Source organism: Weizmannia sp. WK01 (assembly GCF_025905465.1).
GTDB classification, from domain to species: domain Bacteria; phylum Bacillota; class Bacilli; order Bacillales; family Bacillaceae_C; genus Weizmannia; species Weizmannia faecalis.
In genome coordinates, this window is the sequence record NZ_CP109616.1 from 2,249,481 (window position 1) to 2,264,767 (window position 15,287).

The window sequence follows — 15,287 nt, forward strand, 5'->3', positions numbered from 1 at the left end:
AGAATGCGTTAACAGGACACTAGCATGTCCTATTTAGAATTTTTTGCTTTGTTTTTAAACAGTTCGATATTTTCGAGCGCGCTGCCTGTTCCGATTGCTACGCAGTCGAGCGGGTTTTCAGCAATCAGCACCGGCATTTCGGTTTCTTTGCTGATGACATGGTCGAGGTTGCGCAACAGGGCGCCCCCACCTGTCAGGACGATGCCGCGATCCATAATATCAGCTGCCAGTTCAGGCGGTGTCTGCTCAAGCGTGTATTTGACCGCATCGACAATGGCATACACCGTATCGTGGAGCGCATCGGCCACCTCATCCGCGGTAATCGTGATCGTCTTCGGCAAACCGGTCAGCAAATCCCGGCCCCTGATATCCATCGGTTCGATCCCCTCCGGCTCACCTGCTGAACCAATTTCCATTTTAATTTGTTCTGCGGTTCGGTCCCCTATTAAAAGATTATAATTTTTGCGGATATAACTGATGATCGCTTCGTCCATTTCATCCCCGGCCACCCGGATCGACTGGCTTGTCACAATTCCGCCCAGCGAAATAATCGCCACTTCCGTTGTGCCGCCGCCGATATCAACAACCATGCTTCCGGTCGGCTCCCAGACAGGCAGCCCGGCACCGATCGCAGCCGCAAAAGGCTCTTCAATCGTAAAAGCATCCCGTGCCCCGGCCTGGCGGGTTGCATCAATCACCGCGCGCTCTTCCACCGCCGTAATGCCGGAAGGGACGCAGACCATGACATACGGATTTTTTGAAAAAAAGCCTTTTTTATTTGTGGCCTGCTGAATATAATATTTCATCATCGCCGCCGTCGTTTCATAATCCGCAATCACGCCGTCTTTCATCGGCCGCGTCGCCACAATGTTTCCCGGCGTCCTGCCGATCATTTTTTTTGCGGCATCCCCGACTGCGACAATCTGTTTCGTATCCGTCTGGATGGCCACAACGGAAGGTTCCCGCACCACAATTCCTTTCCCTTTTATAAAAACCAATGTATTGGCTGTCCCAAGATCAATCCCCAGGTCTTTACTTCCGAACATGGATGTATCTCCCTTTCTACACGATAAATTTTCATCACCAGTTGGTGCCATACTTTTGCTTATTTATGGATGTCACTTTAAATCTACATCCGGAATTCAGGTATTTCCGGCGCAGTGCCGGCCGTAAAAATCATACGATTTATTATATCGTAACCATAAAAAAATTCAAAGCCTTACAAATACCCTTTTTGTCTCAGACTTACAAATTTTTTCTCACCGATGATCAAATGGTCAAGAATCTCAATCCCCATTATTTTACCACATTCGGCAAGCCGTTTGGTAACTTCAATATCTTCTTTGGAAGGAGAAGGGTCTCCGGATGGATGGTTATGGAAACAAATAATGGAAGCAGCTGAACGCCTGAGCGCTTCTTTGAACACTTCGCGGGGATGGACGATCGAGGCATTTAAGCTTCCGATGAAAATCGTCTGCCGGTGGATCACCTGGTTTTTAATATTTAAATACAGGCAGACAAAATGCTCCTGGGATAAAAAGCGCATATCATTCATGACATAATTGGCCCCGTCTTGCGGCGTGCGGATTACATAACGTGTATCGTGCTGCAAATTGGCAATCCTTCTGCCGAGTTCGCTCGCGGCCAGAATCTGGACCGCTTTTGCTGTGCCGATGCCTTTGATGGACGTCATTTCCTCAAGGGAAGCATCTTTTAAAAACCGCAAGCCTTCAAAATGGCGGATCAGTCTGTTGGCAAGCTCGAGCACCGATTCTTCTTTCGTGCCGGTACGGAGTAAAATGGCAAGCAGTTCCTGATTGGAGAGGCTCTCCGCTCCTGTGCGGATCAACCGTTCACGCGGGCGGTCTTCTGCAGGAAAATCTTTGATCAGCATTTTTTCCAAATGAATTCCTCCTTTTCTGGTGCAGGAGGCGGGGGAATCGAACCAATGGGCTTTGGTATGGGAGATACAATTGTATCGTACCAAAAAACGGGCCGTGAAACAACTGCAAATTCAACCTTTTCAGACAAAAAATAATGCTATGCGGGCGCATGCCTTTATCTGGCACCACAGCCTTTCAGCCGGAAGCCCGCATTTGATTTCAATGCCCGCTGTAGACCTTTACGTAGTCCAGCAGGTTTTGTTCGGCATCCGTTAAATCCTGCCGGTTGCCGCTTTTTTGATAAGCAACGAGCGATTCATACGCGGCCGTTTCGTATTTTTTCAACCGGCCGAGCGTTTCCTGCCTGACTTTTGCCAGCTTTTTGACGTTGCCGGCTGCTGTTTCGGCTGTCTTCATGCCGTCCGGTGAAACCCGCCCGTTCTGGACAGCGGCGGCCGTTTCTTTTGCCAGTTTTTGAAAAAGCGGAACCGTTTCCCGGGCAAAAATTTGCTCATCCTTTGTCGTCGTTTGGACCTTTTTGCTGGAAAAACTGATTTCTTTTGCATACAGTTCGACGCCTTTATCTTTCCAGGCAGTTTCCATTTTTTTGGCTGTGCCGAGGCTGTCGGCCACACCTGCAAAAATATAGCGTTGCCCGTCCATCGAAAGCTGCATCGACGGAACCTTTTTCGCGGCAAGTTCGCGTGACACTTTAGAGGCGGCGCCTTCCGTGCTGAACACCCCTGCCTGGATGATGCCGATGCTTAACGCCGGAAGCTGGGCCTCTTGCTGCGCTGTGCCCGCTGCAGCGCCTTCAGCCTGCTGTTTCGGGAGTTTTGTTTGATGATCGCCGTACGCAATGAATTTTAATACAACAAACCCGAGCAGCGCCCCGAACACCAACGCGGACACGACAGAAAACAAAATCGCCGGCGCAGCCCTTTTCGCAACCGCTTTTTTCGGGAATATGCTTTTCTTTTTGGGCGCGGGTGTGTAATGGATCGGCCGGAATTCTTCAATCTGATCCGCATCAAGTTCGGGCAGCACCCATTCAAATGACTCCTCTTCTTTTACACTGTCTTCCTGTGCGGCAGCCGTTTCTTCGGCCGCTTTCCAGTCATGGACTTTCACGCTTTCTTCCGGCTGCACCTTTTTTCCGCCCACTTTGACTGTAATTTTCGCCTTTTTTTTCGCCTTGTCCAATGTTTTCACCTCTCCTGCCCGATTTGCTTCATGCTACCATAACCGGCAAAAAAAAGAACAAGACTTTTGTCGTCTTGTCCGAAAACCATTCGCCGATTTCCGGCATTTTATGCAAATTTTATCCGAGCCCGGAGATGCGCAAATACATCCCGATAAGGCTGTTTCCGAAAAAATAGGCGGCAAGCGCACCGATGGCGATAAACGGCCCGAACGGCACCGGTTTTCGTTTTTTAAATTTGCCGGCAGCCATCAAACCAACGCCGTAAAGCGCGCCAAAAAAGCAGGCTAGAAAAAAGGCCAGAAAGGTTTTCTCTATGCCGAGCACAAGCCCGATGACAAAAAACAATTTAATGTCCCCGCCACCCATCGCGCCTTTTGTGAAAAAGGCAATGAGGTAGAGGAGGCAAAAGCCGAAAACCGCCCCGAGCCAGGCGGACCACCACGGTGACGCCGGATGAAAAAGCCGGACGGCGGCAATGGCGGCTGCAAAAGGAAACAGCACTTTATCGGGAATGAGCATATACGCCAAATCGGAAACGGTAATGATGACAAGCAGTGAAATAAACAAAACGGCAAGCAAAAATTCGGGACTCCACCCGAACCGGTAAAAAGAATAGGCAAACAAGCCCCCGGTCAGCGCCTCAAATACCGGATAGACCGGGGAGATCGGCGCGCGGCAGCTTCTGCATCTGCCCCGTAAAGCAAGAAAAGACAACACCGGTATATTTTCATACCAGCTTAACGAGTGCCCACACTTCGGGCAATGCGACCCGGGACGGATAATCGATTCATGATTCGGCACGCGTAGCCCGATGACATTATAAAACGAGCCGAACACCATTCCCAGTGCCGCAAAATAAGCAGTCCACAATCCATGCATGTTTGATCCCTCTGATCTTTCAGCATAAGGTATTTTCTTGGTTCGCTACCGGCAAGCAACGGGCGATATTAAGCATATGTAATGGCAAGGATGAACATGCCGAAAACTTATTGCTCCTTTATTGCGACCGGGTCACTTTTATGTCCCGCTGCCGGCACGTCGATTTCCGGCAAATAGTCCGAATACCGGCTTAACGCCGGGTAATAAAAAGTGGAAACCGTGACGGTGTACTGCAATCCACTCGATCCAGGCGCTCCTTCCCCCGGACTGAAATTGAGGCTTTCGATCACTGTAATGCGCGGCAAGTTTTCAATCGTCTGTAAAAATGTTTTCATGCTCTTGTAGCTGTCTGACTCCACTTTTAAAGTATACGACAGTTTTTTGACACCGGCAGGCAGCACGTCTGTTTTTTGCTGTGTGCCGGATGAGGTGCCGCTCGTTGTGCTTTGTGTAGCCTCCTCGCTCCCGGACGTACCGGCAGAGTCCTGCTGGGCGTCTGTTTCCGTAATCCGGCTGCCGGAAAGGGCCTCTGCCATCCTGAACTGAAGCAGCACTTGTTCCGCAAGCGGTTTTGCCGGGATTTTCCGCAACAGGCTGACAACATTGCCAAGCTGCAGTTCCGGGCTTTGCTGTTTTTTTGACTGCAGGCTGGATAGCACCTGCTGTTCCGATTTCAATGCAGCTTTTTGTCCGGCCAGCTCGGACTTAGCCGGCGCCAGCACAAACCAGTACAAACCGAATGCGCCGGCAAGGCAAACGGCAAAGAGGGCAAGCATGATAAAAAGCTGTTTCCGGTTTAAACGGAGGTTCATTGCTGTTCCTCCTTTTTGCTAGCGGCATTGAGTGCAGTTTGATTGAGCTGGATCGTATATGTCGCTTCATAAACCGTTACACCCTCTGCTTCACCGGTTGCTGCAGTATCCGCGCCGGCTGTGCCACCTGTTGCACCCGGTTCGGAAGAGGAACCGCCCCCCTTTGTTTCACCGGCCGTTTTGGATGCAGCAGATGTGGAAGAGGAACCGGTTTTAGACGTTCCCGAAGAAGATTCGCCGGCCGTTTTGGACGCATCTGATCCGGAAGATGTGCTGCTTGCCGTTTTGGAAGTGCCGGATGTTGTGCCCGTTCCCGCAGCTGAGCCGGTTGCAGCATCGGATGTGCCGCTTGAAGAAGCGCTGGCCGTTTCCGTATTTACTTTGATGCTGTTTAAGACGGCGCCGCTGAAATACGGACTGTCATTCAGCCGTTTTAAGAAGTAAACCGCTTCATCGGACGCATCAAACTGGACGGTCACATTCGCGCCCGTGCTACTGCAGGAAAAGTCCGTGATATAGCCGTATTCCGGCAAAAGTTTAGTAAGCTTGTCCAATACCGGCACCGTCTTGACCGGCGTATCGCTTGCCCATTTAACGGCGGACGAGAGCTTTTTAAAATCCTGTATGTCCGCATTGCTTTTTTGTGCTGCCTGTTCAGCGGCCTGGAGCGCTTCCGTCTGTTTGATTTGCTGATTAACGGCAGCAAGATCCTGTTTTGTCTGATGGAGCGCGATAAAGAAGATGATGACAAAAATGGCGGCTGCACCGGCCAGTATCCCGCCCCAAAAGAGCAGCGCGATATTTTTCGGTTCTTTTTTCGGCAGCAGGTTAATCTCGACGAGCATTTATTTCACCTCTTTCAGTGCAAGGCCCAAAACAGGCGCAAAGCGGGCGGGAAACGGCTGCCCGGTTGTGGAAGATACTTTTTCCGTTTCGATCATCTTGACCGACAGGCCAAACTGCTCCGCAAGATTGTCCGCAACCTCGGGCAAATACGGATAATCGCCGTTCAGCAAAATTTGATTGACCGCATCCTGCCCTTTCCGGATCGAAAACTGGTAATAATTCATGATTCTGTCCAGCTCTTTATAAATATTTTCCGTCTGGTAGCGGAGCAGTGGATCGTCTTCCGGCCAGCGGTACTTTTTTTCGCCAAAAGCATTGGTCTCCGTCTCCCATTTGGAAAGCGGAATATCGACTTCAAGCTCCCTGGCAAGCAGCGGGAAATGCCGGTGGAAAATGGTCGCATTGACCATGGATAAATCAAACTGGAGAAGGAGCAGATGGTCCATCGCATTCAGTGTATTCAAATGATAAAAAGACCGGTAGGCGCATAGCGGGGAAATATCGGCAGCAACCGGGCTCAGGCGGATATCGTTAAAAAAACCGGCATAATCTTCGACGACATCCCGGGGCGCAGCAAATAACAACACCTGCTTTTCCTGATTCGACTCACCAAGGAGCGCAAAGTCAAATACAGGATCGTCAAACGGCAAATGGATGGTGGAACCGAGCTCAAGGGTAATATAACCTTCCATTTCATCCATGGCAATCTCATCCGGAACAGCAATTTGGCGCACGACAACAAAATTGTCGGGCACAGCAAAACGAACTGGGTGTTTTCCCTTCAGCCCCCAATCACCAAGACATTCTTCAGCGATCATCGCAAGCGTCTCGGCATCAGCAATTTTCCCGCCGCGGATCAGTCCTTCCGGCAAATACCGCTCGCCCATTTTTGCAACAACAGGCGGGTCAGTCTGTCTCAATTCGAGAAAACGAATGACATGGTCTTTGATAATGAAATTTCCGGTTTTTTTCGATGATGGAAAAAATGAGCGTGGCATCATGATGGCTCCTTAAATAGCAATCTTAAAAACCAGTAACCAAGGCCTGGCACGGAGGGCAGGCCTTGGAAAATAGATGGGGTTACTCAAAATTATTTTTTAGGTACTTCAGTAGCACCTTTAGGCGAATTGTTAATATCAGTTAACGTAGCATTTTTAAACGTAACATATTTCCCATTAGCCGTTAAAGCATAAGTAACTTTTCCTGTTGTTTCATCTTCTGTAACAGACACACTAATTTCAGAAAGATTAACCTCATCATCTAAGTATGGATCCAATTCAGTGATGCTTAAAGCTTCACTTGGTATTCCTTTTTGTGAAACATATAATTTCGCTGCATTTATTACTTGAACTGCATCTGATTTATCCCCATCAATATGAGAATTCTTAATAATGTGTCCAATCGCCGGGATCGCAATCGCTGCAATAATGGCCAAAATGACAATAACTGCCAACAGTTCAATCAACGTAAAGCCCTTTTGATTTTTCAATAACTTTCTTTTCTTGTGTAACATCGTTTCTCCTCCTAATGTCCTAGAACTTTTTACCTATATTATACATGGTTGTGTTGCATAATCCTACCTTTTTTTGATCAATTTATTGAACATTATTATAAATTTCGAACATTGGTATCATAATCGCGGCAATGATCGTGCCGACAACGGCTGCGAGCACGACGATCATAAACGGCTCAATCAGCGCTTTGATCTGGTCGGTAGCGGCTTCTACTTCGGCCTCGTAAAAGTCAGCGACTTTACCAAGCATGGCGTCCAGCGCACCGGTTTCCTCACCAATCGCAATCATCTGCGTGACAAGCGGCGGAAAGACCCAGTGGCGCCGCATCGGTTCTGTCATCGACTGCCCTTTTTCCAGCGCATCGCGGGCCTGGCGGAGCACTTTTGTCATCACTTCGTTTTCGACGATTGCCTCCACGATCGACAATGCCTGTAAAATCGGCACGGAACTGGAAAACAACGAGCTCAATGTCCGCGTCATCCGGGCAATGATCGATTTTTGGACGAGTTTGCCGAAAATCGGGAATTTGAGCATCGCATAGTCCAAATAAAATTTACTCGTTTTGTTTTTGCGCAAAACGACCAGCAGCACGTACACCCCGATCAAAATCAGCACGACGAGCCACCAGTAGTGCTGCATAAACCCGCTTGCCGACAAAACAAGGCGCGTAACCGCAGGCAGGCTGGCTTTATAGTTTTTGAGCATCGATACAAAGGTCGGGACGATTTTTACAAGCATAAAAATGACGACAACAATCGCCATCACCCCGACAAAAGCCGGATACGTCAGCGCCGACCTTACCTTTTGCCTTGTGCGGTGCTGCTTTTCGTAGTAGGTTGCGAGCCTTTCCAATGTACCGTCAAGATTGCCGCCCGCTTCACCGGCATAAACCATATTAATGAACATCGGGGTAAACACTTTTTTATGTTTTGCGGCCGCCTGGGAAAGCGGAATCCCGCCACGCAAATCTTCCTCAACGGCCAAAAGCGTTTTCTTTAATGTTTTGCTGCTCGTCTGGCTGGCAAGTATGTTTGTAGAATCGACGACGGTTACGCCGGCTTTCAGCAGTGTTGAAAACTGGCGGAGGAAAATGACAAAATCCTGCAGTTTCACCCTGCCGCCGAGACTGATTTCCATCGTCATTAACGTTTCCGGCATCTCATTGATTTGGAGCACGCGGACGCCTTGCCCGCGCAGCTTTACCAGCGCCTCCCGTTTCGATTCGGCCGTGACGACGCCGTTTTTCTTCCCGGCTTTTGTCCTTCCCTCGTACTTAAATCGTGGCATTTTGGACAATCTCCTGTAAATAAGGTTCCGCCGCTTCTTTGGAAATCGCGCCCGCTGCAAGCAATTCCTTCACATCGGTTTCAAGCGTGTGCATCCCGAGTGCGCGGCTCGTCTGCAGGACATTCACGATCTGGTGAACTTTCTCATTGCGGATCAGATTGGCAATGGCCGCGTTGTTGACGAGCACTTCCGTGGCCGCCCTCCGCCCTTTGTTGTCGGCTGTCGGAAAGAGGCGCTGTGAAATAATTCCAACTAAAACATTTGCCAGCTGGATGCGGATTTGCGCCTGCTGGGACGGCGGAAAAACGTCAATGATCCGGTCAATCGTCGACGGCGCGCCCGATGTGTGCAGCGTACCGAGGACAAGGTGCCCGGTTTCCGCTGCCGTAATCGCTATATGGATCGTTTCGAGATCGCGCATTTCCCCGACTAAAATCACGTCCGGGTCCTGCCTGAGTGCCGCGCGAAGGCCGTTCGCAAAGTTTTGCGTGTCAAACCCGACTTCACGCTGGTCAATGATGCATTTTTGATGTTTATGTAAATACTCAATCGGGTCTTCAAGCGTAATAATATGTTTGTGCAGCGTTTTGTTCATATGGTCGATCATGGCAGCGAGAGTCGTCGACTTTCCGCTTCCGGTCGGCCCTGTTACCAGCACTAAGCCATGCGGTTTTTCCGTGAATGCATACAATACAGGCGGCAAATGCAGTTCTTCAACTGTCGGGATCGTAGTCGGGACAACACGGATCGCCAGCGACACGCAGTTGCGCTGCCGGTACACATTGATCCGGAAACGGGATACGCCCGGGATGCCGTAAGAAAAATCAAGCTCCCCGCGTTCCTGGAAAACCGGCCACATGGTATCGGAAATGATCGCTTTTGCCATTCCTTCCGTCAATTGCGGCGTCATCACTTCTTTTCCGTAACGTTTCAGTTGGCCGTTTAAACGCAGAATCGGCGGCACGCCAACGGATAAGTGAAGATCCGATGCTTTCAGTTCAAATGCTGAGCGAAGCAAGTATTCAATTTTTTCCTTCATTCCTTTCACCTACTCCGGTAGGGCGACGCGCAACACTTCTTCGGTCGTTGTCAGCCCCTGCTTTACCTTTAGTAATCCGTCATCGAGCAGAAAAATCGTTTTATTTTGGATCGCATATTCCCTTAATTTGGATAAAGGTTCCCCGTTCATAATCCCACGCCGGATGTTTTCATTGATCATCAGCAGTTCCTGGATCGCCATCCGTCCTTTGTATCCGGTCATGTTGCAGTTTCCGCATCCTCGGCCGCGAATGATTTTCTCAATTTTGATGCCGCGTTTTTTAAAAATTTCTATTTCCCGTTTTGTCGGCACCTGTTCTTCTGCGCAGTCGCGGCACACTTTGCGAACGAGCCGCTGCGACACGACGCCACTGAGTGAGGTGGCAACGAGAAACGGCTCAACGCCCATGTCTATTAATCTTGTAATTGTGCCGAGCGCATCATTGGTATGCAGCGTACTTAAGACAAGATGGCCGGTGAGGGAAGCGCGGATAGCAATTTCAGCCGTTTCCTTGTCGCGGATTTCCCCGACCATGATAATATTCGGATCCTGCCGCAAAATCGCGCGCAGCCCTTTGCCGAACGTCATCCCGACCGCCGGATTGACCTGAATTTGGTTGACGCCTTCAATCTGGAACTCCACCGGGTCTTCCACCGTAATGATATTCACCTGTTCATCATTGAGATGGTTTAGGGCCGCATATAAAGTTGATGACTTCCCGGAACCGGTCGGCCCTGTGATCAAAATGATGCCATTCGGGCGGTGGATCAACTGCGTAAAACGCTTGAGATTCAGTTTGTTGAAATCGAGCTGGCGGATATCGTGGATGGCTGTTGAAAGATCCAAAATCCGGAGCACGATTTTTTCCCCGAATACGGTTGGCAGCGTCGATACCCGGATATCAACGGGATGGAAATCGACGTCAATTTTAATACGCCCGTCCTGCGGGATGCGGTGTTCGGTAATATCTAGATTTGCCATAATTTTAATGCGCGCCACAAGCACGCTTTGCATCGATTTCGGCAGCACCCGTTCCGTCCGCAAAATTCCGTCCACCCGGTAACGGACGATGTATTTTGTTTCCTGCGGGTCCAGATGGATATCGCTTGCCCGCATTTGGACGGCATTTTGCAAAAGCTGGTTGACGAGCTGGACAACAGGCGAATCTTCTTCCCCGGGTGCGGTTTCGGTTGCCTCTTCCTTTTCAGCAATGCCGTCCAGCAGTTCTTCCATATTGTCATCCAGGTCGTAATACTTATGGATTGCCCGCAAAATATCGTCTTTGGAGGCAATCGCCGGTTCAATCCGGAAGCCGGTCGATAGCCGCAAGTCATCGATCGCATTAAAATCCATCGGGTCCGCCATTGCGACAAACAGTTTATCCCCGTCTTTTTTGAGCGGAATGAGAAGATTTCGTTTCGCCATTTCTTTCGGCACAAGATTCATGATGCTCTGGTCAAAAGGATAGCGGAAAAGGCTGATGTGCGGGATGCCGAGCTGGAATTCGAGCGCTTCAATGAGCTGCTGCTCGGTAATCAGCCCACGCTGAAGAAGCGCATCGCCCAGTTTTTGGCCCGCCCCCTTTTCCTTCAGCACCTGTTCCAGCTGTTCTGCTGTAATTAATCCTGCATCCACCAATAAATCGCCAAGCCTTTTTCGCACTTGCTTCATCCGAATTCCCCCGCTTTATCTGTCATGTCCCGGGTCTTTATTATGTCAGCTTTTGCTGTCTGCCCCGTTATCCTTGCCGTCATGCGTGCCGGTGCTGTCTTTGCTGTCATTTGAAGTCTCAGCTTTTGTGCTGGTAGAGTTTTCGCGATCCTTTGAAGTCTCAGCTTTTGTACTGGTACTTTTTTCGCTCTTTTTTGAAGCCTCTGTACCGGCACTTTTTTTGCTTTTTGAAGTCTCTTTGCCGGCACTTTTTTCGCTGCCTTTTGAACTGCTGCCACTTGTTGACGTGTCCGTTTCATGACCAGAACCGTTATCTGTTTCCGATGAGTCCTCCGTATTTTCCACTTGTGCCGGATTGCCTTTTGCAACGATTTGTGCCACTGGCGGATAAAAATCTTCCGCCAACAGCACGGATTTCAGCAGGCCGTGATTCTGGCTGTAAATATTGCGGAATACCTTGGCATAATAACCCGCTTTTCCGGCTTGCAAGACAACAGACTGATCCGCTTTTAAAGCAGGATGATATTGCACGGTTGTTTCGGGGCCAATCGTTTTTTGATCTTTCAGCACCATTTTATAGTTTTCGAGAAAAGGCCGGCCTGCCACAGATACGGAAAAAGCGCCGTTTCGAACCGTGAATTTCAACTGATAAGCGGTTGGGTTCGGGTTGACAAAAGAGAAATCCAGCTTGCCTTTCACCACTTTTGCTTCTTTTCCAAGCGTTGCATAGTACGGCAGTTCGTTTCCCGTATTGCGTTCAATGATTTCGAAATTGGTCGGCAGCACCGCCCCGTATATGGCGGTTGCAATCATGCTGAGTGCTTCATTTGAAAACGAAGCGCCTGTTTTTTCCGCTGTTTTGAATAAGGAAAACATCCCGTGCGCAGGAATGTTGACTTGCGGAAACTGCTTTGCCCAATTTTCGAGTTCTGTTGCTTCCGCAAGCGAAACATTTGCTACTGAACCTTTTGATACTGTCGTTTCTTTTTCATTTCCGTCCACGGCATAACCGGACAAATCAAAGGAAAGATTGGCAGTCTCAAGCCGGGCGGCGGCGTGGCATATGGCCATGTCGAGCCGGGCAATATCCACGTCATCCGGGCTGACGTCGGGAAAAGACTTTGAGACCAGGTCCCGAAGCCTATTATGGTCAAGCGTGACAACAAGCGGCGCGGCCTCGCCGTTTTTTACCCGAACCATGCTTTCTGTTACGGAAAAATGCAGCTGTTCAGCCGGAAGCTTCACCGTTTTTGCCAAATAGACGATTTCTACCGGATTGGACGCCTTCCATTTCTGAACGGCAGATGATAATTTTTGCTGTGCCTGCTCTTCCGTCAGCCCGGACAGCTGTATTCCTCCGGCTATAGTGCCCTGCGCATATTTTTCTTTATGTCCGAATCCGTTCGCAATGGCCAAAGCCCCAAAATGTGAGAAACTGAATATAAATGCTGTGCTGATCAATAAGATCGTAAAAACTTTTAAATACCGCTTGTTTCCCACACTTCAGCGCCGCCTTTCATTCATCAACATGCATAGACAACTCGACAAAAACACCCGGACCGGCCTCCTGTGCCCGCTTAATGTCTTCTTCAGACAAAACCGTTCCTGCCGCGATAACCTGTTCCCCGTTTCCCGCGTAAATGTCTTTTACCGCTTTCTTTCCTTTTAAAAGTTCCACTTGTTTTGCCCGGAGTGCCTCCATTCCCTCTTCGCCCGGTTGTTCAAGCTCTTCTTCTACTTCTTTTGTCAGCAGTTTTTCAGGATCATCAAGAAAATGGCCGGGTGCTTCCTCTTTCACAACAACAATATCTCTTCCGTACGTCATCACAAAATCAGCAGAAAGGATCGTTTCCAACTCGCCTGTTTGCAAAACAACCCCTAAAATTTTGCCTGTATTTTCATCTGCGTAAAATTCTTTTACTTCGCCAACTAGCTCCCCTTTTCGTGTCATCACTTTAGCGCCGACAATGCGAATTTTTTTGTTGACGAGCTGGTCCGCAATCGGAATTTCGTTTAAATCGATGACAGCCCTGTCGCTTTCCACGGTGACCGCATACTCGCCGATCCCGACCACTTTTTTGAACGGAATTGCTTTTACGCTTACTTGCCAGTCTTCGTGTTCGATCGTTAAAAAATCGACGGATCCTTTGTCCGGGTTAATGACAAAAGACTTTACTTTTCCGATTTCAGCGCCTTCAGAAATGCTGATGATCGGCTGGCCCAAAATTTGCGTGCTTTTTTTCATCTACCTCACACCTGTTTCTTCATGGATTATTGACCGTATTTTGTCCTTAAAAAATCGATTTCTTCGCGGATGACCGGGTATTCTGCATAGGTTTCCGCCAAGTCTTTCAGCAGGACTTGCAGCTTGCCAAATTGTTGTTCAGCTATGTAATGTTCGACCAGAAGGCTTGCAAAGGTGAAATAATCTTCCGGTGCAAGCTGCGGATGCAAATGTGCTTTCACTAGCTGTTCGTACGCGTCAGCCGGCTGCGTAAGACGGTAAAGGTTCAGTTGTTCCACTAGTACCCCAAGCAATTGCTTTTGAATAGGCGTTGTCCCGTTTGGCACGGATGCTAAAGTGTCCGATGCTTCCTCAACGGCAGGGTTGCCTTTCGGTTCCATTGCTTTCTCACCGACAGAATTGCCTGCCGATTCCGCTTCGTTTGCGGCAACCGTTTCGCCCGTACCTGCGCCGCTTTCGCCTTGTCGTTCCCGTCCCTGGCCCGCTTCCGAATAGAACTTTTCGGGCTCTGCCACCTGGCCGGTTTCCTTGTCAGGCATCACGTCGATTTCTTCCGGTTCGTCTGTGTCTTCACCTGTCGCACCGCCAACTATTTCAATTTCCGTATCTGATGGCAGCTTTTCGCGTTGCCCGGCATTGTCGGTTTCATGGAAAGGAATCTCATCGATTTCTTCCAGTCCGTCTGTGCTGTCACGCTTAGACCCGCTGGCTGCTTCATCCGCCGCATCCAGATCTAAATTTACGGATTGTTCAGTTGAATTAGTTTCTTGGACAGGCACCAAACCGATTTCTTCCGGCTCGTTTGTATCTTCACCTTTCGCACCGCCAACTGTTTCATTTTCCGCATCTGATGGCAGCTTTTCACGTTGCCCGGCATTGTCGGTTTCGCGGAAAGGAATCACATCGATTTCTTCCAGTTCGTCCATGGCAGGCATGTCTGTCCCGGAAAGTTCAGCAGGTGCTTCTGTTTCCTTTTCAAAAGAAAGGAGTGGGATCTCTTCTTGTTCCACATATTGAACCTCTTTAGAACCGGATAACGTTACCGATCCTTCTCCTGCAATCACTTCGGAATCTTGACCTGTGGTTGTCCCGTCCAAAGGTTTGATATCCGGGCTCTCCGCTTCCGCCACCCATTCTTCAACTTCGTACATTTCCGGCAAATGATCCGCCTTATTTTCTTCATTTGCTTCTTCAAGCATCTCCAGACGGTTTTCAAGAAAATCAATTTCTTCTTCCCCGGAGCGTTCTGCCGCCTGTTCGTTTGCCGGAAGAGCGGTTTCCGTTTCATTTCCGGCCGCAGTATCGTCCAGTTCTTCCCATTCGGGTTCATCCTTTTCTTCCCGTTTTAGCAGTGTCCCTTCTGTTTCAGATCCCGGCCCGTTTTTCTCCGGCAAAATCTCTTCCGTTTCAGCGGCCGGAGCACTTTTTTCAGCCGGAAGAACAGCGGCATTTACGTCAGGCAAGACCAGTGCTGCCGGCCGATTTTTCCGCGCCACCGCCATCTCTTCCTGCTCCTCCCCTACTGGAAATTCGTCTGAATCGTTATCCTGTCCAGCGAACAAAAATGCCAACTTTTTTTCGAACAGATAGGCCACACAAATTACGAGCAAAAAAGTAATTAAACCACTCTCCCATAGCGGAACCACACTGCCCGCCAAAATGCCGAAAAGCGCCAGCAAAAAAGCGGAGCCGGCCAGCACAACCACCCCTTTTTTAGAAAAGCCGAAAGAAAAAAAGACAAAAAATGCCATTACGCATAAAAATCCAATTACGGCAAACGCCGCAGTGAGAAGATCCATCATCCCACCTCTGTTTCTATCAGAGTACAATATTCCCAGAAAAACCAATTGTCGAAAATCAACTAAGACTATTTTATTATAAATCATGGCGAATGGGAAGATTGTACT

At 49.2% G+C, this 15,287-nt stretch carries 14 protein-coding genes; all 14 read right to left on the minus strand.

Annotated elements, in window-relative coordinates; all coding sequences use genetic code 11:
• Positions 1 to 29 precede the first annotated feature (29 nt).
• Entirely contained in the window at positions 30 to 1,046 is a 1,017-nt protein-coding gene (locus OF158_RS10795) for a rod shape-determining protein (protein ID WP_017551063.1), read from the minus strand.
• Between the two features lie 173 nt (positions 1,047 to 1,219).
• Positions 1,220 to 1,903, minus strand: coding sequence for a RadC family protein (radC, locus tag OF158_RS10800; protein WP_017551064.1), 684 nt, complete (start codon positions 1,901 to 1,903; stop codon positions 1,220 to 1,222).
• Positions 1,904 to 2,102: 199 nt separating this feature from the next.
• Positions 2,103 to 3,095: a hypothetical protein gene (locus OF158_RS10805; RefSeq protein WP_225620896.1), complete on the minus strand. Its 993-nt coding sequence runs from the start codon at positions 3,093 to 3,095 to the stop codon at positions 2,103 to 2,105.
• A gap of 109 nt (positions 3,096 to 3,204) precedes the next feature.
• Entirely contained in the window at positions 3,205 to 3,966 is a 762-nt protein-coding gene (locus OF158_RS10810) for a prepilin peptidase (RefSeq protein WP_014097862.1), read from the minus strand.
• Between the two features lie 107 nt (positions 3,967 to 4,073).
• Entirely contained in the window at positions 4,074 to 4,778 is a 705-nt protein-coding gene (gene pilO / locus OF158_RS10815; RefSeq protein WP_014097861.1) for a type 4a pilus biogenesis protein PilO, read from the minus strand.
• On the minus strand, positions 4,775 to 5,623 hold the full coding sequence (locus OF158_RS10820) for a PilN domain-containing protein (protein ID WP_014097860.1): 849 nt from the start codon (positions 5,621 to 5,623) through the stop codon (positions 4,775 to 4,777). The genes pilO and OF158_RS10820 overlap by 4 nt, the downstream gene beginning before the upstream one ends.
• Positions 5,624 to 6,622 (minus strand): type IV pilus biogenesis protein PilM, encoded by a 999-nt coding sequence (gene pilM / locus OF158_RS10825; protein ID WP_026683603.1) that lies wholly within the window; start codon positions 6,620 to 6,622, stop codon positions 5,624 to 5,626.
• A gap of 92 nt (positions 6,623 to 6,714) precedes the next feature.
• On the minus strand, positions 6,715 to 7,137 hold the full coding sequence (locus OF158_RS10830; protein WP_014097858.1) for a prepilin-type N-terminal cleavage/methylation domain-containing protein: 423 nt from the start codon (positions 7,135 to 7,137) through the stop codon (positions 6,715 to 6,717).
• An 82-nt stretch (positions 7,138 to 7,219) separates the two neighbouring features.
• A complete protein-coding gene (locus OF158_RS10835; protein WP_014097857.1) occupies positions 7,220 to 8,425 on the minus strand; it encodes a type II secretion system F family protein in 1,206 nt (401 codons plus the stop codon).
• The gene (locus OF158_RS10840; RefSeq protein ID WP_014097856.1) at positions 8,412 to 9,464 is read right to left on the minus strand and encodes a type IV pilus twitching motility protein PilT; all 1,053 of its coding nucleotides are present in this window, start codon (positions 9,462 to 9,464) and stop codon (positions 8,412 to 8,414) included. Before OF158_RS10840 ends, OF158_RS10835 begins: the two co-directional genes overlap by 14 nt.
• A 9-nt stretch (positions 9,465 to 9,473) precedes the next feature.
• Positions 9,474 to 11,135 carry a GspE/PulE family protein gene (locus tag OF158_RS10845; RefSeq protein ID WP_014097855.1) on the minus strand — a complete coding sequence of 554 codons (1,662 nt, stop codon included), beginning with the start codon at positions 11,133 to 11,135 and terminating at the stop codon, positions 9,474 to 9,476.
• Between the two features lie 45 nt (positions 11,136 to 11,180).
• A complete protein-coding gene (locus OF158_RS10850; protein ID WP_035184493.1) occupies positions 11,181 to 12,635 on the minus strand; it encodes a VanW family protein in 1,455 nt (484 codons plus the stop codon).
• Between the two features lie 16 nt (positions 12,636 to 12,651).
• On the minus strand, positions 12,652 to 13,380 hold the full coding sequence (locus OF158_RS10855) for a PRC-barrel domain-containing protein (protein ID WP_014097853.1): 729 nt from the start codon (positions 13,378 to 13,380) through the stop codon (positions 12,652 to 12,654).
• A 26-nt stretch (positions 13,381 to 13,406) separates the two neighbouring features.
• A complete protein-coding gene (locus OF158_RS10860; RefSeq protein ID WP_035184491.1) occupies positions 13,407 to 15,179 on the minus strand; it encodes a putative sodium/potassium/calcium exchanger in 1,773 nt (590 codons plus the stop codon).
• Positions 15,180 to 15,287 lie beyond the last annotated feature (108 nt).

Excerpts from the sequence above, each read along its gene's own strand:
- OF158_RS10830 (WP_014097858.1), bottom strand. The coding sequence starts at position 7,137 with ATGTTACACAAGAAAAGAAAGTTATTGAAAAATCAAAAGGGCTTTACG.
- OF158_RS10795 (WP_017551063.1), bottom strand. The coding sequence starts at position 1,046 with ATGTTCGGAAGTAAAGACCTGGGGATTGATCTTGGGACAGCCAATACA.
- pilO (WP_014097861.1), bottom strand. The coding sequence starts at position 4,778 with ATGAACCTCCGTTTAAACCGGAAACAGCTTTTTATCATGCTTGCCCTC.
- OF158_RS10845 (WP_014097855.1), bottom strand. The coding sequence starts at position 11,135 with ATGAAGCAAGTGCGAAAAAGGCTTGGCGATTTATTGGTGGATGCAGGA.
- OF158_RS10835 (WP_014097857.1), bottom strand. The coding sequence starts at position 8,425 with ATGCCACGATTTAAGTACGAGGGAAGGACAAAAGCCGGGAAGAAAAAC.
- pilM (WP_026683603.1), bottom strand. The coding sequence starts at position 6,622 with ATGCCACGCTCATTTTTTCCATCATCGAAAAAAACCGGAAATTTCATT.
- OF158_RS10810 (WP_014097862.1), bottom strand. The coding sequence starts at position 3,966 with ATGCATGGATTGTGGACTGCTTATTTTGCGGCACTGGGAATGGTGTTC.
- OF158_RS10855 (WP_014097853.1), bottom strand. The coding sequence starts at position 13,380 with ATGAAAAAAAGCACGCAAATTTTGGGCCAGCCGATCATCAGCATTTCT.
- OF158_RS10820 (WP_014097860.1), bottom strand. The coding sequence starts at position 5,623 with ATGCTCGTCGAGATTAACCTGCTGCCGAAAAAAGAACCGAAAAATATC.
- OF158_RS10840 (WP_014097856.1), bottom strand. The coding sequence starts at position 9,464 with ATGAAGGAAAAAATTGAATACTTGCTTCGCTCAGCATTTGAACTGAAA.
- OF158_RS10860 (WP_035184491.1), bottom strand. The coding sequence starts at position 15,179 with ATGGATCTTCTCACTGCGGCGTTTGCCGTAATTGGATTTTTATGCGTA.